The following is a 23,307-nucleotide window of genomic DNA, read 5'->3' on the forward strand; positions in this document are numbered from 1 at the left end:
TTTTCCAAAAGGACTTGGCCATGCAACGCATCGTGATACTGGGCAACGCCGGCAGTGGTAAATCCACCCTGGCCCGGCAGATTGGCGCACGGTTGGGGGCGCCCGTGGTGCACCTCGACACGCTGTTCTGGGAGGCCGGTTGGGTGGAGGCAGATGCCAAGACGTTCCGCGCCCGCGTGCGCGAAGCGGTTGCCGGGGAAACCTGGGTATGTGAGGGCAACTATGCTCGCCGCACATTCGACCTGCGCTTGCCCCGGGCCGACCTGGTCATCTGGCTGGATACGCCACGGCTGACGTGCCTGAAAAGGGTGATCCTGCGCAGTGTGCTGAACAAGCCACGCCCGGACCTGCCTGCTGGTTGCAGCGAGCGGCTGGACCGGGCGTTTCTGGAGTTTCTCAAGTTTGTGTGGACATTCGATCGGGGCTATCGGCCTGGGATCGAGGCGATGCGCCAGGCTGTCGGGCCGCAGGTGCCGGTGGTGCATGTGCAAGGTAGGCGACAGATTGAGGCGCTGCTGGCAGACCTCAGACAGCCTGTATCAACAGCGCGCGCCCAGTAGAGACGTTCGCCCGAGGTGCTATGCCGCCAACCGCCCGCTGGCAATCGCCTCCGACGCCGCCAGCATCGCCCGCAGCAACACCGCACATCCCGCTGCCAGGTCACCAGGCGTGGCGTTCTCGATCTCGTTATGGCTGATGCCGTTTTCGCACGGCACGAAGATCATCCCCGCCGGCCCCAGCTCGGCCAGGAAGATCGCGTCATGCCCCGCACCGCTGACGATGTCCATAAGCGGCAGGCCCAAGGCCTTGGCCGATTCGCGCACGGCATCGACGCAGCCTTTGTCAAAGTACAGCGCCGGGAAGTCGGCCGTGGGCACCAGCTCATGGCTCAGGCCATGCTTGGCGCAGGTCGCTTCGATCACCGCGCGTACCTCGGCAATCATCGCATTCAGCTGCTCGCCTTCGAGGTGACGGAAGTCCAGCGTCATGCGCACTTCGCCCGGGATCACGTTACGCGACCCTGGGTACGCCTGCAGACAACCTACCGTGCCACAGGCATGCGGTTGGTGGCCAAGGGCGGTGCGGTTGACCGCCTCCACCACGGCGGCAGCGCCTACCAGGGCGTCCTTGCGCAGGTGCATGGGCGTTGGGCCGGCGTGGGCTTCGACGCCGCGCAGGGTCAGGTCGAACCACTTCTGGCCCAGGGCGCCAAGGACCACGCCGATGGTCTTGGCCTGATCCTCCAGAATCGGCCCCTGCTCGATATGCGCTTCGAAATACGCCCCCACCGGGTGGCCCAGCACCGCACGCGGGCCAGCGTAGCCAATGGCGTTCAACGCTTCGCCAACGCTGACACCCTGGGCATCGCGCTTGGCCAGGGTGTCCGCAAGGGTGAACTTGCCGGCGAACACGCCTGAACCCATCATGCAGGGCGCAAAACGTGAACCCTCCTCGTTGGTCCACACCACCACTTCCAGCGGTGCTTCGGTTTCCACGCCCAGGTCGTTGAGGGTGCGGATCACCTCCAGCCCGGCCATCACCCCGAAGCAGCCATCGAACTTGCCGCCGGTGGGTTGGGTGTCGATATGGCTGCCGGTCATCACCGGTGGCAGCTTGGGGTTACGCCCAGGGCGGCGGGCGAAGATGTTGCCGACCGCGTCGATACTGACCGTGCAACCAGCGGCCTCGCTCCACTGCACGAACAGGTCTCGAGCCTGGCGGTCGAGGTCGGTCAAGGCCAGGCGGCAGACGCCGCCCTTGGCGGTGGCACCGAGGCGCGCCAGGTCCATCAGCGATTGCCACAGCCGGTTGCTGTCGACGTGCTGGGCGGTGGTCTTCAGGATCTCTTTGACGGGGGTCACGGGTATCTCCTTCAGGCTTTTTTTGTTGTTGGTGCGGGCCTCTTCGCGGGCAAGCCCGCTCCCACTGGGTTGCGTGCCGCCAGGCCGGCGAAGACGTAGTACAGCGCCCCACCCAGCAGCGAGCCGGTAAACCAGCCGTAGTCGTAGAACCAGCTGAAACTGCTGTTGCCAATTGCCAACACCGTCAGCCCCACCGGCAAGGCGAAGGCGGCAAACCCGGCCCAGTTCCACGCCGGGTACACGTCGTCGCGGTACAGCCCAGCCAGGTCCAACTGCTGCCGGCGGATCAGGAAGTAGTCCACCACCATGATCCCGGCAATCGGCCCCAGCAGGCTGGAATAGCCCAGCAGCCAGTTGGAATACACGCTCTCAAGGCTCAGGTCGGAGACGATCAACCCCAGCTTCTTCAGCAGCTCATGGCCCATCAAGGCCAGGCCGATGAAGCCAGTCAGCCATACCGCGCGGCTGCGCCCGATCAGCCGAGGGGCGATGTTCTGGAAGTCGTTGGTCGGCGACACGATGTTCGCCGCCGTGTTCGTCGACAGCGTGGCGATCACGATCAGCGCCATGGCCAGGGCCACCCAGAACGGGCTGTGGATCTTGCCGATCAGGCTGACCGGGTCGGACACCGTTTCGCCCACCAGCGACGCCGAGGCGGCGGTCAGCACCACACCTAGCGAAGCGAACAGGAACATGGTCAGCGGCAAGCCGAAGATCTGCCCAAGAATCTGGTCCTTCTGGCTGCGGGCGTAGCGGCTGAAATCGGGAATGTTCAGCGACAACGTGGCCCAGAAGCCGACCATGGCGGTAAGCCCGGCGCAGAAGTAGCTGACCACGCTCGCCCCTTCGGGGCGCTTGGGCGGCTGCGCCAGCAGTTCGGTCATCGACATGTGCGGCAAGGCCCAGAACAGCAGGCCGACGCCCACCGCCACCAGCAGCGGTGCCGAGAGGGTTTCCAGCCACTTGATCGACTCGGCGCCGCGCAGTACCACCCACAGGTTCAGGCACCAGAAAATCATGAAGCCAATCACCTCACCGGTGCCCTCCAGGGCCTTCCAGCCGTCGAACACCGAGCCGAGGAACAGGTGAATGGCCAGCCCGCCGAACAGGGTCTGGATACCGAACCAACCACAGGCGACTACCGCGCGAATCAGGCACGGTACGTTGGAGCCCAGGATGCCGAACGACGAGCGCAGCAACACCGGGAACGGTATGCCGTACTTGGTACCGGGGAAGGCGTTGAGGGTAAGCGGTATCAGCACGATCACGTTGGCCAGCAGGATTGCCAGCAACGCTTCGCCGACACTGAGGCCAAAGTAGGCGGTGAGCACGCCGCCCAAGGTGTAGGTGGGTACGCAGATGGACATGCCTACCCACAGGGCGGTGATGTGCCATTTGTTCCAGGTGCGCTGATGCACCTTGGTCGGTGCGATGTCGTGGTTGTAGCGCGGGCTGTCGAGGACATCGCTACCCTCGGACAGCTCGAACAGGCCATTTTGCTCGACCACTTCCGATCTGCTCTGTTGCATGGGGCCTTCTCCAGATTTTCTTGTAGTTGTTTGCTCATCGGGCTAATTCGATGGCCGGAGTACACACGCGCATTGGTGCTTAGAAATCTTGACCAGAATTCCATCTTGTCAAGTAAGTCAAAAACCTCTGAAAGCCCCGCAGTCAGCAGGTCATTAAAAAATAAATGTTAAATATCAAATAGTTAAAGACCACAAATTTAATGGGAAAATTTTCTTGCTGATTTCCAGATCAGCATCTAGCCTCGAATCTTGTCAGGACTGACAGGATTAACCGCCCTGCCTGCCTGCACCCAAGACAATTCCAAGAACCGGCCAAGACCGGTCAGCCTGCGAGGAAAACGGCATGTCCCTGTTGATCCGTGGCGCCACCGTGGTTACCCACGAAGAGAGTTACCCCGCCGATGTCCTGTGTGCCGATGGCCTGATTCGCGCCATCGGGCAAAACCTCGAACCGCCCACCGACTGCGAGATTCTCGATGGCAGCGGCCAGTACCTGATGCCCGGCGGCATCGACCCGCACACCCATATGCAGTTGCCGTTCATGGGCACCGTGGCCAGCGAGGACTTCTTCAGCGGCACCGCTGCGGGCCTGGCCGGCGGCACCACATCGATCATCGACTTCGTCATCCCCAACCCGCAGCAATCCTTGCTTGAGGCCTTCCACACCTGGCGCGGCTGGGCGCAGAAAAGCGCCAGCGACTACGGCTTCCACGTCGCCATCACCTGGTGGAGCGAGCAGGTGGCCGAAGAGATGGGCGAGCTGGTGACCCAGCATGGGGTGAACAGCTTCAAGCATTTCATGGCCTACAAGAATGCGATCATGGCCGCCGACGACACCCTGGTGGCCAGCTTCGAGCGCTGCCTGCAACTGGGCGCGGTGCCCACCGTGCATGCCGAGAACGGCGAGCTGGTGTACCACCTGCAGAAAAAGCTGCTGGCCCAGGGCCTGACCGGGCCAGAGGCACATCCCCTTTCGCGCCCTTCGCAAGTGGAAGGTGAAGCGGCCAGCCGCGCCATCCGCATTGCCGAAACGATTGGTACACCGCTGTATGTGGTGCATATTTCCAGCCGTGAAGCGCTGGATGAAATCACCTATGCGCGCGCCAAGGGCCAGCCGGTTTACGGCGAAGTCTTGCCTGGCCACCTGCTACTGGACGACAGCGTTTACCGTGACCCGGACTGGGCCACCGCCGCCGGTTATGTGATGAGCCCGCCGTTCCGCCCACGCGAGCATCAGGAGGCGCTGTGGCGCGGCCTGCAATCGGGCAACCTGCACACCACCGCCACCGACCACTGCTGCTTCTGCGCCGAGCAGAAAGCCATGGGGCGCGACGACTTCAGCCGCATCCCCAACGGCACCGCCGGTATCGAAGACCGCATGGCGGTGCTGTGGGATGCCGGGGTCAACAGCGGGCGCCTGTCGATGCACGAGTTCGTCGCACTCACCTCCACCAACACGGCGAAAATCTTCAACCTGTTCCCGCGCAAGGGCGCCATCCGCGTGGGTGCCGATGCCGACCTGGTGCTGTGGGACCCAGAGGGCACCCGCACCATCTCCGCCCAAACCCACCACCAGCGGGTGGACTTCAACATCTTCGAAGGCCGCACCGTGCGCGGCATCCCCAGCCACACCATTAGCCAGGGCAAGGTGCTCTGGGCCGACGGTGACCTGCGCGCCGAAGCCGGCGCAGGGCGGTATGTGGAACGGCCGGCGTATCCGTCGGTGTATGAGGTGCTGGGGCGCAGGGCCGAACAGCAGCGGCCGACGCCCGTTCAGCGCTAAGCCATTGGGGCTGCTGCGCAGCGGCCCCAAAACCCATCGCATTACCTGTCGCCTGCCCCATAAAAAATAGAGAGGCTACACCCGTGATCGACGCCCTGAACCATTTGCCGCGCCCCCGGGCCGGCGCCGACCAGTTGGCCGAGCGCTTCAGCGACCTGGCCCCACCCCTCACCGCCCGCCAGGCCGCCGTCGAAAGTGCACGCTGCCTGTACTGCTACGACGCCCCCTGCGTCAACGCGTGCCCCAGCGACATCGACATCCCCTCGTTCATCCACCGCATCAGCGACGAAAACCTGCAAGGCGCCGCCGAGCGCATTCTTTCGGCCAACATCCTCGGCGGCAGCTGCGCCCGCGTGTGCCCCACCGAAATCCTTTGCCAGCAAGCCTGCGTGCGCAACAACGCCCAGGAATGCGCACCGGTGCTGATCGGCCAGTTGCAGCGCTACGCGCTGGACAACGCCCAATTCAGCGAACACCCGTTCAAGCGCTCGCCCGCCACTGGCAAGCGCATTGCCGTGGTTGGCGCCGGCCCTGCCGGGCTGTCCTGCGCCCACCGGCTGGCGATGCACGGGCATGACGTGGTGGTGTTCGAGGCCAGCGACAAGGCCGGCGGCCTCAACGAGTACGGCATCGCCCGCTACAAGCTGGTGGATGACTACGCCCAGCGCGAAGTGGAGTTCCTGCTGGGCATTGGCGGTATTGAAGTTCGCCATGGCCAGCGCCTGGGCGGCAACCTCAGCCTGGGTGAACTGCGCGACCAGTACGACGCAGTGTTCCTGGGCCTTGGCCTGAATGCCGTGCGCCAGCTGGGGCTTCCCGATGAAGAAGCCCCCGGCGTGCTCGCCGCCACCGAATACATCCGCGAGTTGCGCCAGGCCGATGACCTGAGCCAGCTGCCATTGGCCGACCGCTGCCTGGTGATCGGTGCCGGCAACACCGCCATCGACATGGCCGTGCAAATGAGCCGCCTGGGTGCCCGCGACGTCAACCTGGTGTACCGCCGTGGCCACGCCGACATGGGTGCCACCGGCCACGAGCAGGACATCGCCAAGGCCAACCAGGTGCGCCTGCACACCTGGGCCCGCCCTGATGCTGTGCTGCTCGATGACGCCGGCAAGGTGCGCGGCATGCGCTTTGCCCGCACCGAACTGGCGGACGGCCGCCTGCGCGACACCGGCGAAACCTTCGAGTTGGCCGCCGACGCCATCTTCAAAGCTATCGGCCAGCGCTTCGACGAGGCCAGCCTTGGCGACCCGGTGGCCGCACAACTGGCCCGCGACGGCGAACGTATCCGCGTTGATGAAACGATGCAAACCAGCCTGCCGGGCGTGTACGCAGGCGGCGACTGCACCGCGCTGGGCCAGGACCTCACCGTCCAGGCGGTGCAACACGGCAAGCTGGCCGCCGAAGCCATCCATGCCCAACTCATGCTCAACGTGGAGGCAGCGTAAATGGCCGACTTGTCTATCGTATTCGCCGGCATCAAGGCACCCAACCCGTTCTGGCTGGCCTCCGCACCGCCAACCGACAAGGCCTACAACGTGGTCCGCGCCTTCGAGGCCGGCTGGGGCGGCGTGGTCTGGAAAACACTGGGGGAAGACCCGGCGGCGGTCAACGTGTCGTCGCGCTATTCGGCGCACTACGGCGCCAACCGCATGGTGCAAGGCATCAACAACATCGAGCTGATCACCGACCGCTCGCTGGACATCAACCTGCGCGAAATCACCCAGGTGAAGAAGGACTGGCCCGACCGGGCGTTGATCGTCTCGCTGATGGTGCCCTGCGTGGAGGAGTCGTGGAAATTCATCCTGCCGCTGGTGGAAGCCACCGGGGCTGATGGCATCGAGCTGAACTTCGGCTGCCCGCACGGCATGCCGGAGCGCGGCATGGGCGCGGCGGTAGGCCAAGTGCCGGAATACGTGGAAATGGTCACCCGCTGGTGCAAAACCTACTGCGCGTTGCCCGTGATCGTGAAGCTCACGCCGAACATCACCGACATCCGCCAGTCGGCCCGCGCCGCCCACCGTGGTGGGGCCGATGCGGTGTCGTTGATCAACACCATCAACTCCATTACCAGCGTCGACCTGGACCGCATGGTGGCCCACCCCATCGTCGGTGACCAGAGCACCCATGGCGGTTACTGCGGCTCGGCCGTGAAGCCGATTGCCCTGAACATGGTGGCAGAAATCGCCCGCGACCCAGACACCCGTGGCTTGCCGATTTGTGGCATCGGCGGTATCGGCAACTGGCGTGATGCAGCGGAATTCATGGCCTTGGGCAGTGGCGCCGTGCAGGTCTGCACGGCGGCGATGCTGCATGGTTTCCGTATTGTCGAGGACATGAAGGACGGCCTGGCACGCTGGATGGACCAGCATGGGCACGCCAATATCGAGGCGTTCCGTGGCCAGGCGGTAGGGCACACCACCGACTGGAAGTACCTGGACATCAACTACAAGTCGGTGGCGCATATCGACCAGGAGGCCTGTATCGGCTGTGGGCGCTGCCACATTGCGTGTGAGGATACCTCGCACCAGGCGATTGCCAGCACGCTCAAGGCTGACGGTACCCATGCGTACAACGTGATCGAAGAGGAATGCGTGGGCTGCAACCTGTGCCAAATCACCTGCCCGGTTGAAAACTGCATCGAGATGGAGGCGCAGGATACCGGCAAGCCATACCTGAACTGGACGCAGGACCCACGCAACCCCTACCGCGAGGCCAGTTGAAGCAAGCTGCTACCGCACCGACTACCCCCGTGTAGGAGCGGCCTTGTGTTGCGAAAGGGCCGCAGAGCGGCCCCAGCAATCTTCGCAACGATGCAGAAATCCGGGGGCCGCTTAGCGGCCCTTTCGCGACACAAGGCCGCCCCCACAAAGGACCGAGCCAGCCCGCAACAGCGGTTCACGGCTGTAGCCCAATCCCCCGCAAGATCACGCTGGTCACCGTCTGCACCGCACTCTCGAACGCCATGTCCGACAGCACCTCGCCGCCGTTGAGCAACTGCACCTGGTAGCCAAAGTCGGCATAGTGCTGGGTAGAGGCCCAGATCATGTACAACAGCGCCGACGGCTCCACCGGCAGGATGCGCCCCTCCTCCACCCAGCGGCGGATCTTGGCTTCTTTCAACTTGGCCCAAGGCACAAGGCTGTCATCCAGGTTCACCCCCAGCACCGGCGCCCCGTGCAGCATCTCTTCGGCCCAGATCTTCGAGCCCAGCGGCCGCGAACGCGAATGGCCCATCTTCGCCCGGATGTAGCTGGTCAGCACCACGCGTGGGTCGTCGAAGTTCTCGAAGCACAGTGCATCCTGCTTCCAAACATCCAGCAGGTCCTGCAAAACCGCGCGGAAAAGCTCGTCCTTGGTGCTGAAGTAATAATGCAGGTTGGAGCGCGGCAGCTCCGCCTGCTCGGCGATATCGCCCATGGAGGTGGCGCCGTAGCCCTTCTCAGCGAACACCTTCTCCGCCGCCTGCAGGATTTTCTCGATGTTGCGTCGGCGAATTTCGATCTTGTGGTTGGCCATCAGGCTTGGGCCGTCCACACGGCCAGTTCGTAACCGTCCGGGTCGATGAAATGAAAACGCCGCCCGCCAGGGAAGGCAAAGGTCGCCCGGCTGATTTTCGCCCCGGCCGCTTCGACCCGTTGCTGCGTGGCGTCAAGGTCATCGGCGTACAAAATCACCAACGGCCCGCCCGGGCGCACCGGCTCACCCGTGGTGAAACCACCCGTAAGGCGGCCGTCGCTGAACTCGGTGTATGTTGGCCCGTAGTCGGCGAAGACCCAGCCGAACACGCTGCCATAAAAGGCCTTGCTACGTGCGATGTCGCTGACATTGAACTCGATGTTGTCGATCTGCCGATCCGTACCGCGAATGCCCATGTGTGCTCCGTGCCGAAGGGGTTTGGCCTAGTCTACTCCGGTCGTTTCACACTTTTACATCAGGCGGCCTGAAACAACCGGGTAATCACAGGTTGCTGTCGGTGACGCGCCTGCCAGATATCGTAATCAGCCTGAATGGCCAACCACAGGCGGGCGGTGCTGATACCCGCCATCTCCAGGCGTATCGCCAGGTCTGGAGAAATCGCCGCGCGGCCGTGCAATACCCGCGACAGTGCTTCGCGAGAGAACCCAAGATGCGACGCGAACGCCTTCACCGTCAGACCTAACGCGGGCAGAACATCTTCACGCAGGGTTTCACCGGGATGTGGCGGATTATGCAAAGGCATGATCAGTTTTCCTTTTCAGTGGTAATCAAGGTAATCGACCAGTTCGACATCCGAACCCACGAAGCGAAAAGTCAGCCTCCAGTTACCGGAAACACTGACTGACCAGAAATCCGATAACGCTCCTTTGAGCGGATGCAACTGCCAGCCTGGTACGTTCAAATCCTGCGCAGCCATGGCGCGGTCAAGGAACTGGAGTTGCCGTTTTAAACGCCTTGCGTGAGGGGCCTGAATCCCTCGGGTGTTACCCGTTTCATGAAAAACTCGCAGTCCCTTGTGCCGAAAACTGATGATCATGGGTAGCTCGCCGCGTCCATTTGGGAGACGAACCAAGTGTGACCCCATGCATCACACGAAGCAAAATATCATATGTGACGCAATGCGTCACACACTGTTTACCAATGGTAACGACGCTATCCACAACGTGCCCTGTCTCGCACCGGACACTGTGCGCGGTGCAGGTTCAGGGCGGTGTTGATGATGCCAATATGGCTAAACGCCTGGGGGAAGTTGCCGAGCATGCGCTGGCCCGCCGGGTCGTACTGTTCGGCCAGTAGGCCGAGGTCGTTGCACAGGCCGGTCAGGCGTTCGTACAAGGCCTGCGCTTCTTGCTGGCGCCCCAGCAACACGTAAACATCGGCCAGCCAGAACGAACACACCAGGAAGGTGCCCTCACCCGGGGTCAAGCCGTCGCTGCAGCTGTCGCTGTCGTAGCGCAGCAGCAGGCCGTTTTTCAATAGCCGCTGTTCTATCTGTGCCAGCGTGCGCAGAAAGCGTGGGTCATCTGCTGGCAGGAAGCCGGTCAGGGCAATCTGCAACAGGCTGGCGTCCATTTCGCTTGAACCATAAGCCTGGACAAAGTATTTGCCGCTGGCGTCCAGGCCGTTCTCGCACACTTCGCGGTGAATCTCGTCAGCCACCTGGCGGTAATGCTGCCCGCGCTCGCGGCCCTCTTCAGTGGTGTCGGCCAGCCCCGCAGCACGGTCGAAGGCGACCCAGGCCATCACCTTGGAATGCACAAACTGCTGCCGGCCGCCACGCACCTCCCAGATGCCTTCGTCCGGCTCACGCCAGATGCGCTCGACGTAGGGCAGAATCAATCGGGAGATGGCGGCGCTGCGTGGGGGACGCGGCAAGCCGCCTTTGATCGCCTGGCTCATGGCATCGGCCAGTTCGCCATAGATGTCCAATTGCATCTGCTGCGAGGCAGCATTGCCGACTCGCACGGGTTGCGAATGTTCGTAACCGGCCAGCCACGGCAAGGTGTACTCCTGCAGGTCGCGCTCACCGGCCAGGCCGTACATGATCTGCATCTGCTCGGGGTTGCCGGCTACCGAGCGCAGCAGCCACTCACGCCAGGCCTGGGCCTCGTCGAAGTAGCCGAGGTTCATGAAGGCCAGCAGGGTCATGGTGGCGTCGCGCAGCCAGCAGAAACGGTAGTCCCAGTTGCGCTCCCCGCCCACACGCTCGGGCAACGAAGTGGTGACGGCGGCGACGATGCCGCCGGTGGGGGCGTAGGTCATGGCCTTGAGGGTGAGCAGCGAGCGGCGCACCAGCGCAGTGTATGGGCCTACCTCTGGGCAACGGGCGGCGAAAGCCTGCCATTGGTCGACAGTTTGGGCCAAGGCCTGTTCGACATCGCAGTTGGGCTGCACCGACAAGTGCGAGGGTTGGTGGCGCAGGCTGAAGACGTGGCGCTGGCCCGTGCCGACGCGAAAGCGGGCAACCGTATGGTGGTCGCGGGCATGCGGGGGCACGGTGCTGCACAGGATCAGCCGGTCCGGGCCTGCCACGGCGCTGAGGGTCAGTGGGTCGAGCCGCTCGACCCAAGGCACGCTGCGACCGTAGTCGAAGCGCATGACCAGGTCCATTTCGAAGTTGGTTTCGCCAGACAGGCCTTCGACGATGCGCACCACCGAATTGACCTCACCCAGGGGCATGAAATCGAGCACGCGGGCCCGGCCAGTGGCCGTCACCCAGGTGGTTTCCAGTACCAAGGTATCGTCCAGGTATTGGCGGCTGCTGTGTTCGATCGGGTCGCAAGGAGATAGGCGCCAGCGGCCATTTTCTTCGTTGCCCAACAGGGCAGCGAATACCGCTGGAGCGTCGAAGCGCGGCAGGCACAGCCAGTCGAGCGAGCCATCGCGGCTGACCAGGGCGGCACTGCGGCAGTTGCCCAGCAGGGCGTAGTCTTCGATGTGGGCGGGCATTAAGTCTCCTTGGTGTGATCGCCTGTGCCGGCCCTTTCGCGGCTAAAGCCGCTCCCACAGGTATCGCATCGGCCCTAAGGGAAGTGGTATCCCTGTGGGAGCGGCTTTAGCCGCGAAAGGGCCGGCACAGAATTTACAAAAGTCTTACCCCAACCGGTGCCACTCGCGCTTGTCCCGCGCCAGCAATTCATTGCCCGCTTCGGGCCCATCTTCGCCGGCCGGGTAGCCATGCACATCGCCGCCCTGGGCCCAGGCATCGAGAAACGGCTGCACCGCTCGCCAGCCGTTTTCGATATTGTCGGCCCGCTGGAACAGGGTCTGGTCACCGGTCAGGCAGTCGTAGATCAGCGTCTCGTAGCCGGTCGCCGGGGTCATCTTGAAGAAGTCCTTGTAGGCAAAGCCCAGCTCGACATTCTCCATCACCAGCTCCGGCCCGGGCCGCTTTGCCTGCAGGTCGAACCACATGCCTTCGTTGGGCTGGATCTGGATTTTCAGGTAGTTGGGCTTGGGCCGCTCCAGCTCCGACTCGCGAAACTGCGCATACGGCGCGGGCTTGAAGCAAATGGCGATCTCGGTGTCGCGCACGCTCATGCGCTTGCCGGTGCGCAGGTAGAACGGCACGCCGGCCCAGCGCCAATTGTCGATCATCACCTTCAGCGCCACGTAGGTTTCGGTCTGGCTCTCAGGCGCGACGTTGGCCTCCTGGCGGTAACCGGGCAGTTGCTTGCGCCCCTGCTTGCCGGCACTGTACTGGCCACGCACGGAGTTCTTCAGGGCCATTTTTGCCGACCATGGGCGGATGGCACCGACCACTTTGGCCTTTTCACCGCGTACCGCATCGGCGCCGAACGCGGCCGGCGGCTCCATGGCCACCATCGCCAGCAACTGGAACAGGTGATTGGGTACCATGTCACGCAAGGCGCCGGTGCTGTCATAGAACGCACCACGGGTCTCGACGCCGACGGTTTCTGCTGCGGTGATCTGCACATGGTCGATGTAGTGGTTGTTCCAGAACGATTCGAACAGGCCGTTGGAGAAGCGGCTGACCAGAATGTTCTGCACCGTTTCTTTGCCCAGATAATGGTCGATGCGGTAGATCTGCCGCTCGCCCATCACCTTCAGCAGGCAAGCGTTGAGCGCCTCGGCGCTGGCCAGGTCGGTGCCGAAGGGCTTTTCCACCACCACTCGGCGAAAGCCGCCGGCAGACTCGTCAAGCAAGCCGGCCTGCCCGAGGCGCTGCGCCACTTCGGGGAAGAAGCGCGGCGACGTGGCCAGGTAGAAGATGGCGTTGCCATGGCTGGTCTTTTCGATGCGCTTGGCAATGGCTTGGTAAGTCGCCGGGTCGAGGAAGTCGCCTGTCTGGTAATCCAGGCGCTTGGCCAAGCGGGCCCAGAGCTTATCGTCGAGGCACTGGTCGCCGCCCTCGCGGCCTTTGTCACGCTCGCGCATGAACGCCTGCAGCCGCTCAGCGAAATCCGCGGCGCTGGCCGCGTTGTGGTCGACGCCGACGATGCGCAGGTTACGGTCCAGCAGGCCGTCGCGGCTGAGGTTATACAGCGCCGGCATCAGCAGGCGCTTGACCAGGTCGCCATTGGCGCCGAACAGGAACAGGGTACAAGGGGGTGCAGCGGGAATGGTCTGTTTGGTCATTCGGCTTTCTTCTCGACGTGGCCACCGAAGCCCAGGCGCATGGCCGAGAGAATCTTGTCACCATAAGTACCCTGCTGCTGGCGCGAGCGGAAGCGCGCGAACAATGCGCTGGACAACACCGGCACCGGCACCGCCTGCTCGACCGCAGCGTCGATGGTCCAGCGGCCTTCGCCACTGTCGGACACCGAGCCACTGAACTGCGACAGCTGCGGGTCGGCCACCAGCGCATCGGCGGTAAGGTCGAGCAGCCACGAGGTCACCACGCTGCCGCGCCGCCACACTTCGGCGATTTCGGCCACGTTCAGGTCAAAGCGCTGGTCTTCCGGCAGCTCGTCGCCGCCTTTGCTGCGCAGCAGGTCGAAGCCTTCGGCATAAGCCTGCATCAAGCCGTACTCGATACCGTTGTGCACCATTTTCACGTAGTGCCCGGCGCCAGGTGGGCCGGCGTGGATATAGCCGTGTTCGGCCCGCTGGTGCTCGCCGCTGCGGCCATGGGTACGGGGGATGTCACCCACGCCTGGCGCCAGCGCCTTGAACAGGGGCTCCAGGCGCTCGAACACGTCCTTTTCGCCACCGATCATCATGCAGTAGCCACGGTCCAGGCCCCATACGCCGCCGGAGGTACCGACGTCCAGGTAATGCAGGCCGCGCTTGGCCAGTTCTGCGGCGCGGCGCATGTCGTCCTTGTAGAAGGTGTTGCCGCCGTCGATGATCGCATCGCCCGGCTCCAGCAGCTCGGCCAATTGGGCGATGGTTTGCTCGGTGGGCTCGCCGGCCGGCAGCATCACCCATACGGCACGCGGCGCTTTCAGCTTTTGTACCAGTGCACCGAGGTCGTGCGCGCCCTGGGCGCCCTCGCCCTCCAGCCCAGTGATGGCTTCACGGTTGCGGTCGTGTACCACGGTGCGATGGCCGGCGCGCATCAGGCGCCTTGCGATGTTGCCGCCCATGCGGCCCAGCCCGACGATTCCCAGTTGCATGAGCCGATGCTCCCCTTTCGAAATGGATGACAATACAGTCCAGCTGTTCAGATTAGTCCAGCATGCCGCCCGAGGGTTCAGCGACGAACGGCAAGACCACGATAAACAAAAAAGTTCCCAAGGCCTGCGAAAGAATTCAAAATGCGCCCCGCGTGAAGCGTCTACGCTTTGACTTGTCACCAGCCAAAACCGCGAGGTGTGCTCATGGGTACCTTGATGCCTGCAACCCCACCCCAGACACTCTATGTCTCCGTGCGCCGTGATGAGCTGCGTAAACTGAAGGACGAACGTGACCAACTGCGCCAACAGGTCGCCCAGCTGAACCTGCTGCTGGCGCAACAACGTGATGGCGATAAAGCTGTCAGCCTCTGATCTTCCCTTCCTCCAGTGGGGGCTGTAAGGCTCCCACCTGCTGATCTCCCCGACGTAGCTTTTTAATCCCCCACCAAGCACCAACTTGGTGCACGGCCCCCTGCTGGCCACAAATTGGCGCACCCGCCAAACACCCCCGACAAACCTTTTCACATCCAGTCACATACGCCAACGTTTGCGTCTATTCCGCACATAACAATAGTGACCAGCGGGTCACCTTTTTAGCACTTTCTCTCCTACACTCGGTTTTCGGCCCGCCATTTGCTCATCAGGAAGAGTGACCAAAATAAGTCGAACTTTCAGGAAAGCCGGCGGGTCATGAACAAAGAAGGCCAGACGCATTGGGCTACTCCCAATCCTCAGCCTACAACCCCAACCAGTCCAATCGCCTTCGGCCGGAGCGCCGATCGCGCTGTGCCTGCGCGCACGCCCCTGGGGCAAGGAACGCACTACGCAGATTCAAAATTAGAGAGAACCAACACGAAACATCGCCACGGGTGCCAGCACCCGGCCAAGCATAGGGACGGAGAGAAGTATGATCAGTGCCGCTGTCGAGCCTCACGTAGATTCATTCAACCCGGACAACCGCGAGCCGCTCACCCCGGATTTCGCCACGACAGGCAAGGCACCCGGCGCCCAGCGCCAACACAACCCGAACATGCGCAAGATTCTGTTCGTGACCTCGGAAATCGCCGACCTGGTGAAAACCGGCGGCCTGGGCGACGTGTCCGCCGCGCTGCCCCGTGCCCTGGCGCACCTGCACGATGTACGGGTGCTCATCCCCGGCTACCGCCAGGTCATGGAAAGCGACAACCCGATCCATATCGTGGGTGAACTGGGCGGCCACGCGGCCCTGCCGCCGTGCAAGATCGGGCGCATGGACATGGCCGACGGCCTGGTCATCTACGTGCTGATCTGCCCCGAACTGTATCAACGCGACGGCACACCCTATGGTGCCAACAACGGCCGAGACTGGCCTGACAACCACATTCGCTTCGCTCGCCTGGGCCTGGCTGCCGCCGAAATCGCCGCTGGCGAAGGCAAGATCCACTGGACGCCGGAAGTGGTGCACGCGCATGACTGGCCCGCCGGCCTGGCCCCGGCCTACATGCACTGGCGCGGGCTGAGCACGCCCACCCTGTTCACCATCCACAACCTGGCCTACCAGGGAGTATATAGCCGCGGCTGCAGCCCGGAGCTGGCGATCCCCGACCACGCCATGCAGCAGGAAGGCATGGAGTTCTACGGCAAGTTGTCGTTCCTCAAGGCTGGGCTGGCCTACTCCAGCCACATCACCACGGTCAGCGCCACCTATGCGCGGGAAATCACCACCCCGGAATTCGGCTGCGGCCTGGACGGCTTCCTCGCCAGCAAGGCCCAGCAAGGCCTGCTAGGTGGCATCCCCAACGGTATCGACGAAAGCTGGGACTCGGCCACCGACAAGCACCTGCAGCACAACTTCAGCATCAACGATTGGGAAGGCAAGGCGCGCAACACCCATGAAGTGCGCGAGCTGTTCGGCCTGGAAGATTCCGAAGGCCCGCTGTTCGCCGTGGTCTCGCGGCTGGTCTATCAGAAGGGCCTGGACCTGACCCTGGGCGTGGCCGACTACATCGTCGAACAAGGTGGGCAGATCGCGATCATCGGCCGTGGCGAGCCGGAAGAAGAACAAGCCATGCGCGAACTGGCGCTGCGCCACCCAGGGCGTATCGGTGTGCGCATCGGTTTCAATGAAACCGATGCTCGACGGATGTTCGCGGGCAGCGACTTCCTGCTTATGCCGTCGCGCTACGAGCCTTGCGGCCTCAGCCAGATGTACGCGCAACGCTTCGGCTCACTGCCGGTGGCGCGCAATACAGGCGGCCTGGCCGACACCATCGAGTGCGGCGTCACGGGCTTCTTGTTCAACGAATCGACCGTCGAGAGCTACCGCCAGGCACTGAGCCGCGCCTTCTATGTATACGGCAAGAAGGACCTGCTCAACGCCATGCGCTGCCTTTCGATGACCCAGCCATTCAACTGGTGCCAGGCGGTGGAGCCCTACGCCCGCCTGTACGAGGACCTGGTCAAGCAGGCACAACTGAGCCACTACTGAGCGGGGGCTGGAAGATGCACAGGCATGGCGCACACTTGTTGGACGCCACGTCGGCGCGCTTCGCCCTCTGGGCACCCGATGCGCGCAGCGTGAGCGTTGAACTGGAACAGCAACCGGCCATCGAGCTGCTGCCCGGCGACGATGGCTGGTACACCGGCGTGGCCCCATGCCAGGCCGGTGACCGTTACCACTACCGAATCGACGGTGAATTGCTGGTGGCCGACCCGGCCTCACGCTACCAGCCCGACGGCGTACAAGGGCCGAGCCAGGTGGTGAATGTGGCCGGTTACGCCTGGCAACACCCGTGGCAAGGCCGGCCTTGGCATGAAGCGGTGATCCAGGAGGTGCATGTTGGCCTGCTCGATGGCTACGCCGGGGTAGCTCGGCAACTGCCGCGCCTGGCCGAACTCGGCATCAGCGCGATCGAACTGATGCCGCTGGGGCAGTTCCCCGGCGAACGCAACTGGGGCTACGACGGGGTGCTGCCCTACGCGCCGCAGAACACCTACGGCAGCCCCGAACAGCTGTGCGCACTGGTCGACCAGGCCCACGGCGAAGGGCTGATGGTATTGGTGGACGTGGTGTACAACCACTTCGGCCCCGACGGCAATTACCTGCACCAGTACGCCAGCCCGTTCTTCCGCGAAGACCGGCAGACGCCATGGGGCGCGGCCATCGACTTCCGCCGCCCGCAGGTGCGCGAGTACTTCATCCAGAATGCCCTGATGTGGCTGTGCGACTACCGCTGCGACGGCCTGCGCCTGGACGCCGTGCACGCCATCGACCAGCCGGACTTCCTCGTCGAACTGGCGCAGCGCGTACGCGCTGCAGTGGAACCTGGCCGCCAGGTGTGGCTGGTGCTGGAAAACGAGCACAACCAAGCCGGCCTGCTGGAACAAGGCTTCGACGCCCAATGGAACGACGACGGCCACAATGCCCTGCACGTGCTGCTGACCGGCGAAACCGAGGGTTACTACGCCGACTACCAGCAACGCCCCATCGACCAGTTGGCGCGCTGCCTTGGCGAAGGGTTCGTGTTCCAGGGCGAACCCAACCGGCATGGCACGCCACGCGGCGAACCCAGCGCGCATCTGCCGCCCAGTGCCTTTGTGTTGTTCCTGCAAAACCACGACCAGATCGGCAACCGCGCGCTCGGTGAACGCCTGACCCGCCTGTGCTCGCCACCGGCCCTGCGTGCGGCCACCGGCCTGCTGTTGCTGGCACCGATGATTCCGCTGCTGTTCATGGGCGATGACGACGGCAGCTGCCGGCCATTTCTGTTTTTCACCGATTTCCATGATGCGCTGGCCGATGCCGTGCGCGAAGGCCGCCGAGGTGAATTCGCCCACTTCACCGCGTTTGCCGACCCCGATCAGCGTGAGCATATTCCCGACCCCAACGCCGAGCAGACCTTCGAGTCTTCGCGCCCGCAAAACAAGGAGGTGATCGCCGGCTGGCACGGCCTGTACCAGCAGCTACTCGACCTGCGCCGCCGCCACGTCATCCCGCACTTGCCCGGCAGCCGTGCACTGGGCGCCGAGGTGCACGGCGACAAGGCGCTGACCGCACGCTGGCGGCTAGGCAATGGCAACACATTGCGCATCGACCTGAACCTGGCCGACACCGCGCAAGCCGTCGAGCTGCCCGCGCCACCCGCTCGGCTGTTCGACAGCAGCGACACCCGGCACCCGGATACCCACCTGGCTGCGTACAGCTGTGTGGTCAGCCTGCTTCCCCCTGCCCAGGAGCGCCTATGAGCGAAACCGCCCTGCACCGTCTGGCGACCCTCGTCGGGCTCAGCCGCGACTGGATCGACGCCAATGCCCGGCCTCAGCGTGTCAGCGACGAAGTGCTGCGCAATATCCTCGCAGGCCTTGGCCACCCAGCCAGCGATGACACGGCCATTGCCGCCAGCCTGCGTGCGGTGGAAGCCGCCGAGGACAGTGAGCACCTGCCGCCCTTACTGACCGCCGAGCAGGGCCAACCGCTGGCGCTGGCGCGCTACTTCAGCGCCGCCAGCGTCGCCCACTGCACCCTGGAAGACCAGGCCTCGCTTACCCTGAGCCTTGACCAGCAGGCGCGTCTGCCCGGTGATCTGCCGATTGGCTACCATCAGGTAGAAATCGACAGCCGCCGCTTCACTGTGGCCATTGCCCCGCCACGCTGCCACAGCCTGGAAGACGATGTGCAACAACCACCACCACGCTGCTGGGGCCTGGCGGTGCAGCTGTACAGCCTGCGTCGCCCCGGCGATGGTGGCTACGGCGACTGCCTGGCACTGGAGCAGTTGGCACGCTCGGCAGCCGAGCGCGGCGCCGATGCCTTGGCCATCAGCCCGATCCACGCCTTGTCGGCCATCGACCAGGAACACTACAGCCCCTACTCGCCGTCCAGTCGCCTGCTGCTCAACACCCTGTACGCCAGCCCCGCGTCCTTGCTGGGTGAACGGGAGGTGCGCATAGCCATCGAAGCCTGCGGCCTGGAACAGCAACTGGAGGAGCTGGAGCAACGCCCATTGGTCGACTGGCCACGCGCCGCCAGCGCCCGCCTGCGCCTGCTAGAAGCGCTGTACCAGGGCTTCAGCCAAGGCAACCACCCGCTACGCAGCGATTTCGACAGCTTCCGCGCAGCCGGTGGCCAGGCGCTGGAACACCACTGTCGCTTCGAGGTGCTCCAGGCCCAGGCAGTCGAGCATGGCCTGGGCGCCGACTGGCGCAACTGGCCCAAGGCCTGGCACGACCCGTACCACCCGGAAGTGGAAGCCTTTGCCAGCGCCTACCCGGCCAAGGTCGAGTTCCATGCCTTTTGCCAGTGGCTGACCGAACGCGGCCTGCAGCGTGCCCACGAGGCAGCCCGTGGCAACGGCATGGCCGTGGGCCTGATCGCCGACCTGGCGGTGGGCGCCGACGGCGCCGGCAGCCAGGCTTGGAGCCGCCAGGATGAACTGCTGGCCGGCCTGAAAGTGGGGGCGCCGCCCGACATCCTCAACCGCGCCGGGCAGGACTGGGGTATCTGCGCCTTCTCGCCCGAGGGCCTCAAGCGCAACGGCTACCGCGCCTTCATCGAGATGCTGCGGGCCAACCTCGCCCACGCTGGCGGCCTGCGCATCGACCATGTGATGGGCCTGCGCCGGCTGTGGCTGATCCCGCAGGGGGCAAAGCCCAGCGAAGGCGCCTACCTCAATTACCCGCTGGACGACCTGTTGCGCCTGTTGGCGCTGGAATCGGTGCGCCACCAGGCGATCATTCTTGGCGAAGACCTGGGCACCGTACCCGATGGCCTGCGCGAGGCACTGGCCGAAAAAGCCGTGCTGGGCATGCGCGTACTGCCCTTCGAGCAGACCCAGCCCGGCCAGTTCAAGCCGATTCTCGACTGGCCGGACAACGCCCTGGCCACCACGGGCACCCATGACCTCGCGCCATTGGCCGGCTGGCTGGAAAACCGCGACATCGACTGGAGCCAGCGCTTGCAACTGATCGACGCCGCTACCGAGCTGCACTGGCGCCACGACCGCCAGAAAGAACACGACGGCCTGCGCCGCACCCTGGAGGCCAACTACGGCGAGCTGAAGGACAATGACGCGGTAATCGACGCCGCCATCCGCTACGTTGGCCATACCCGCGCACCGCTGGTGCTGGTGCCGCTGGAAGACTTGCTGGGTTGCGACGAGCAGCCCAACCTGCCGGGGACCACCAGCGGCCACCCCAATTGGAGGCGGCGCTTCGCCCAGCCAGTGCGCGAACTGCTCGACGACGAGCATGCCGCCCGCCGCCTGGAGCTGCTGGCCCAGGCCCGCGAACAAGCCTGGGAGCGTGACCGATGAAGCCACTGACCGCGACCCTGCGCCTGCAATTTCACAGTGACTTCACCCTTGATCACGCCGTGCCGCTGGTACCGTACTTCGCTCAATTGGGCATAAGCCACCTGTATGCCTCGCCTATCCTCAAGGCCCGCGCGGGCTCGCGCCATGGCTACGACGTGGTCGACCCTACCTGCGTGAACCCGGAGCTTGGCGGCGAGGCGGCACTGCAGCGACTGGTCGCCGCCCTGCGCCAGCATGGCATGGGGCTGATCCTTGACACTGTGTCCAACCATATGGCCGTGGGCGGTGCCGACAACCCTTGGTGGCAAAGCCTGTTGGCCTGGGGCCGGCGCAGCCCGTATGCGGAGTTCTTCGACATCCAGTGGCACTCCAGCGACCCGCTGCTGGCCGGGCAACTGCTGTTGCCGTTTCTCGGCAGCGACTATGGCGTGGCGCTGAAGAACGGCGACATACCGCTTGAATTCGACAAGCAGCAAGGCACGCTGCAAATCGCCCATTACGATCACCGCTTCCCAATCTGCCCGGTCGACTATGGCTGGATTCTCGCCCTCAGCCCAGAGCCGGCACTCAAGGCCCTGGCCGAGCACTTCACGGCATTGGCCGAATCGACCACCCCACTGGCCGATGCCCTTGCGCTGCACACCGAACTGGCACGCTTGGTGCGCGAAGGTGCCGACTTGGAATCAGCGCTAGTGGCATTCGACAGCCGCGCCGAAAATGGTTTCAAGCGCCTGCACCTGCTGCTGGAGCGCCAGACCTACCGCCTGGCCAGCTGGCGCACCGCCGCCGACGACATCAACTGGCGGCGCTTCTTCGACATCAACGAGCTCGGAGGTCTGAGGGTGGAGCGCGCAGTGGTGTTCGAGGCCACCCACGCCAAGCTGTTCGAACTGATCGAACGCGGCCTGGTGGACGGCCTGCGCATCGACCATATCGACGGCCTTGCCGACCCGCGCGGCTATTGCCGCAAACTGCGCCGACGGGTCGATGGCCTGCTGGCACAGCGGCCGCTGAGTGCAGCACTGGAACACTTCCCGATCTACGTGGAGAAGATTCTTGGCGCTGACGAGCACCTGCACCGCGACTGGCTCACCGACGGCACCACCGGCTACGAGTTCATGAACCAGGTGTCGCTGCTGCAACACGACCCGGCCGGCGAAGCGCCGCTGAGCGAGCTGTGGGCCAACCTCAGCGAGCGCCCGGACTTCCCCGAAGAAGTGCGCCAGGCCCGTCACCTGGTACTCAACGCCAGCCTGGCCGGTGACTGCGAATCGGTGGCCCTGGCCCTGCTGCAAGTGGCACGCAACGACCTGATGACCCGCGACCTGACCCTGGGCGCGATTCGCCGGGCCTTGCAGGCGCTGGTGGCGCATTACCCTGTCTACCGTACCTACTTCAACGCCTGCGGGCGCCCGGCTGAAGACGAAAGGTTTTTCCAGCAGGCGCTGGTCAACGCCCGGCAAGACCTTGGCGAAGCCGACTGGCCACTGCTGGAACAACTTGAACGATGGCTGGGCGGGCAAGCCTGGCGTCACCTGCCACCGGGCCGCGCCCGCAAGCAGCTGCGCCATGCCTGCGTGCGTTTCCAGCAACTGACCGCGCCCAGCGCCGCCAAAGCCGTGGAAGACACCGCCTTCTACCGCAACGCGCGGCTGCTGTCGCGCAATGACGTGGGCTTCGAGGCCGAGCATTTCAGCGCAGCACCTGCGCACTTCCACAACGAAGCCCAGCGGCGCCTGCGCGACTTCCCCGACAACCTGCTGGCCACCGCCACCCACGACCACAAGCGCGGTGAAGACACCCGAGCGCGCTTGGCCGTACTCAGCGAGCGCGGGCCGTGGCTGGCCAGTCGGGTGGAGCATTGGCGTGAATTGGCTGCCCCCTTGCGCACACTGCTGGACGACGGCCCAGCACCCAGCCCTGGCGACGAGCTGATGCTCTTGCAGACCTTGCTCGGCAGCTGGCCGCTAACGCTCGACCTGCAGGACACGGGCGGCCTGCGCACATACGCCGAGCGCATTCGCCAATGGCAGCAGAAGGCCCTGCGCGAAGCCAAGTTGCGCAGCAGCTGGAATGCACCGAACGAAGCCTATGAAAGCGCCTGCACCCGCTATGTCGATGGCCTGCTGCTGGACAGCGAGAACCAGCAACTGCGCAAGTCCGTGGCCGATGCCGCACAACTGCTGGCCTGCCCAGGCGCCCTCAACGGCCTGGTCCAAACCCTGCTGCGCATGACAACCCCAGGCGTGCCCGACCTGTACCAGGGCAATGAATACTGGGACTTCAGCCTGGTCGACCCGGATAACCGCCGCGCCGTGGACTACGCTTGCAGGCGTCGTACCCTCGACGACGCCACAGCGCCCGCCGAGTTGCTGACGCACTGGCGCGATGGCCGCATCAAGCAGGCCTTGATCGCCAAAGTGCTGGACTGCCGCCAGGCACACGCCGACTTGTTCCGCCGTGGTGCCTACCTGCCACTGAGCGTGCAGGGCCGGCACGCAGACAACGTGATTGCGTTTGCCCGCCTGGGAGAAGGCGAGCGGGCCGTCATCGTCGCGCCACGCCTGGCCAGTAGCCTGCTCGGTGGCGCCACAACCCCGTTGATCCCGGCACAGAACTGGGACGACACCCGGCTGGTATTGCCGTTTGCCTTGTCAACTGCCAACTCGACGGGACTTTTCCCCTGTGCGGCGGTCAGCTCTTCCAAGGAGCTGATGTTGAGCGCCGTGCTGGCGGAGTTTCCGGTCAACCTGTTGATACAACAATCTTGAGCATCAGGAG

General features: G+C 64.2%; 18 protein-coding genes. 9 read left to right on the forward strand and 9 right to left on the reverse strand.

The features are described 5' to 3' along the window. Positions 1–20 precede the first annotated feature (20 nt). Positions 21–560, forward strand: coding sequence for an AAA family ATPase (locus ACNQP3_RS18350; protein ID WP_069942649.1), 540 nt, complete (start codon positions 21–23; stop codon positions 558–560). A gap of 18 nt (positions 561–578) precedes the next feature. On the opposite strand, the gene ACNQP3_RS18355 is transcribed toward ACNQP3_RS18350, so the two are convergent. Together ACNQP3_RS18355 and ACNQP3_RS18360 are read right to left on the reverse strand one after the other, a co-directional pair. Continuing rightward, positions 579–1,862: a Zn-dependent hydrolase gene (locus tag ACNQP3_RS18355; RefSeq protein WP_012273238.1), complete on the reverse strand. Its 1,284-nt coding sequence runs from the start codon at positions 1,860–1,862 to the stop codon at positions 579–581. 11 nt (positions 1,863–1,873) lie between these two features. Next, positions 1,874–3,391 (reverse strand): NCS1 family nucleobase:cation symporter-1, encoded by a 1,518-nt coding sequence (locus ACNQP3_RS18360; protein WP_012273239.1) that lies wholly within the window; start codon positions 3,389–3,391, stop codon positions 1,874–1,876. 343 nt (positions 3,392–3,734) lie between these two features. Here ACNQP3_RS18360 and hydA point away from each other — a divergent pair, with 343 nt between their 5' ends. From hydA to preA, 3 genes are all read left to right on the forward strand, one after another. After that, positions 3,735–5,174 carry a dihydropyrimidinase gene (gene hydA / locus ACNQP3_RS18365; protein WP_012273240.1) on the forward strand — a complete coding sequence of 480 codons (1,440 nt, stop codon included), beginning with the start codon at positions 3,735–3,737 and terminating at the stop codon, positions 5,172–5,174. Positions 5,175–5,257: 83 nt separating this feature from the next. Continuing rightward, entirely contained in the window at positions 5,258–6,625 is a 1,368-nt protein-coding gene (locus ACNQP3_RS18370) for an NAD(P)-dependent oxidoreductase (RefSeq protein WP_012273241.1), read from the forward strand. Then, entirely contained in the window at positions 6,626–7,900 is a 1,275-nt protein-coding gene (preA, locus tag ACNQP3_RS18375; protein ID WP_012273242.1) for an NAD-dependent dihydropyrimidine dehydrogenase subunit PreA, read from the forward strand. Positions 7,901–8,075: 175 nt separating this feature from the next. Here preA and ACNQP3_RS18380 read toward each other — a convergent pair whose 3' ends face one another. From ACNQP3_RS18380 to gnd, 7 genes are all read right to left on the reverse strand, one after another. Beyond that, on the reverse strand, positions 8,076–8,696 hold the full coding sequence (locus ACNQP3_RS18380; RefSeq protein ID WP_012273243.1) for a TetR/AcrR family transcriptional regulator: 621 nt from the start codon (positions 8,694–8,696) through the stop codon (positions 8,076–8,078). Then, positions 8,696–9,052, reverse strand: coding sequence for a VOC family protein (locus ACNQP3_RS18385; protein ID WP_060493999.1), 357 nt, complete (start codon positions 9,050–9,052; stop codon positions 8,696–8,698). Before ACNQP3_RS18385 ends, ACNQP3_RS18380 begins: the two co-directional genes overlap by 1 nt. 59 nt (positions 9,053–9,111) lie before the next feature. After that, complete coding sequence (locus ACNQP3_RS18390) at positions 9,112–9,399, reverse strand: HigA family addiction module antitoxin (protein ID WP_012273245.1); 288 nt, start codon at positions 9,397–9,399, stop codon at positions 9,112–9,114. Positions 9,400–9,414: 15 nt separating this feature from the next. Next, positions 9,415–9,693: a type II toxin-antitoxin system RelE/ParE family toxin gene (locus ACNQP3_RS18395; RefSeq protein ID WP_082425804.1), complete on the reverse strand. Its 279-nt coding sequence runs from the start codon at positions 9,691–9,693 to the stop codon at positions 9,415–9,417. A gap of 116 nt (positions 9,694–9,809) precedes the next feature. Then, the gene (locus ACNQP3_RS18400; RefSeq protein WP_264316325.1) at positions 9,810–11,606 is read right to left on the reverse strand and encodes a glycoside hydrolase family 15 protein; all 1,797 of its coding nucleotides are present in this window, start codon (positions 11,604–11,606) and stop codon (positions 9,810–9,812) included. 144 nt (positions 11,607–11,750) lie between these two features. Beyond that, positions 11,751–13,256, reverse strand: a complete 1,506-nt coding sequence (gene zwf, locus ACNQP3_RS18405; protein ID WP_060494001.1) for a glucose-6-phosphate dehydrogenase — start codon at positions 13,254–13,256, stop codon at positions 11,751–11,753. Continuing rightward, entirely contained in the window at positions 13,253–14,269 is a 1,017-nt protein-coding gene (gene gnd / locus ACNQP3_RS18410) for a phosphogluconate dehydrogenase (NAD(+)-dependent, decarboxylating) (protein WP_223296387.1), read from the reverse strand. Before gnd ends, zwf begins: the two co-directional genes overlap by 4 nt. A gap of 171 nt (positions 14,270–14,440) precedes the next feature. Between gnd and ACNQP3_RS18415 the strand changes: the two genes are divergently transcribed. The 5 genes from ACNQP3_RS18415 to ACNQP3_RS18435 all read left to right on the forward strand — a co-directional run bounded on the left by ACNQP3_RS18415 (position 14,441) and on the right by ACNQP3_RS18435 (position 23,297). After that, a complete protein-coding gene (locus tag ACNQP3_RS18415) occupies positions 14,441–14,608 on the forward strand; it encodes a DUF6026 family protein (protein WP_012273250.1) in 168 nt (55 codons plus the stop codon). A gap of 535 nt (positions 14,609–15,143) precedes the next feature. After that, positions 15,144–16,703: a glycogen synthase GlgA gene (gene glgA, locus ACNQP3_RS18420; RefSeq protein ID WP_012273251.1), complete on the forward strand. Its 1,560-nt coding sequence runs from the start codon at positions 15,144–15,146 to the stop codon at positions 16,701–16,703. 14 nt (positions 16,704–16,717) lie between these two features. Continuing rightward, positions 16,718–18,460 (forward strand): malto-oligosyltrehalose trehalohydrolase, encoded by a 1,743-nt coding sequence (gene treZ / locus ACNQP3_RS18425; RefSeq protein ID WP_060494002.1) that lies wholly within the window; start codon positions 16,718–16,720, stop codon positions 18,458–18,460. Next, entirely contained in the window at positions 18,457–20,526 is a 2,070-nt protein-coding gene (malQ, locus tag ACNQP3_RS18430; RefSeq protein WP_264316326.1) for a 4-alpha-glucanotransferase, read from the forward strand. The genes treZ and malQ overlap by 4 nt, the downstream gene beginning before the upstream one ends. Beyond that, complete coding sequence (locus tag ACNQP3_RS18435; protein WP_012273254.1) at positions 20,523–23,297, forward strand: malto-oligosyltrehalose synthase; 2,775 nt, start codon at positions 20,523–20,525, stop codon at positions 23,295–23,297. The genes malQ and ACNQP3_RS18435 overlap by 4 nt, the downstream gene beginning before the upstream one ends. Positions 23,298–23,307 lie beyond the last annotated feature (10 nt).

Origin of the sequence: Pseudomonas sp. LFS074, assembly GCF_047978165.1 — a bacterium.
GTDB classification, from domain to species: Bacteria; Pseudomonadota; Gammaproteobacteria; order Pseudomonadales; family Pseudomonadaceae; genus Aquipseudomonas; species Aquipseudomonas putida_P.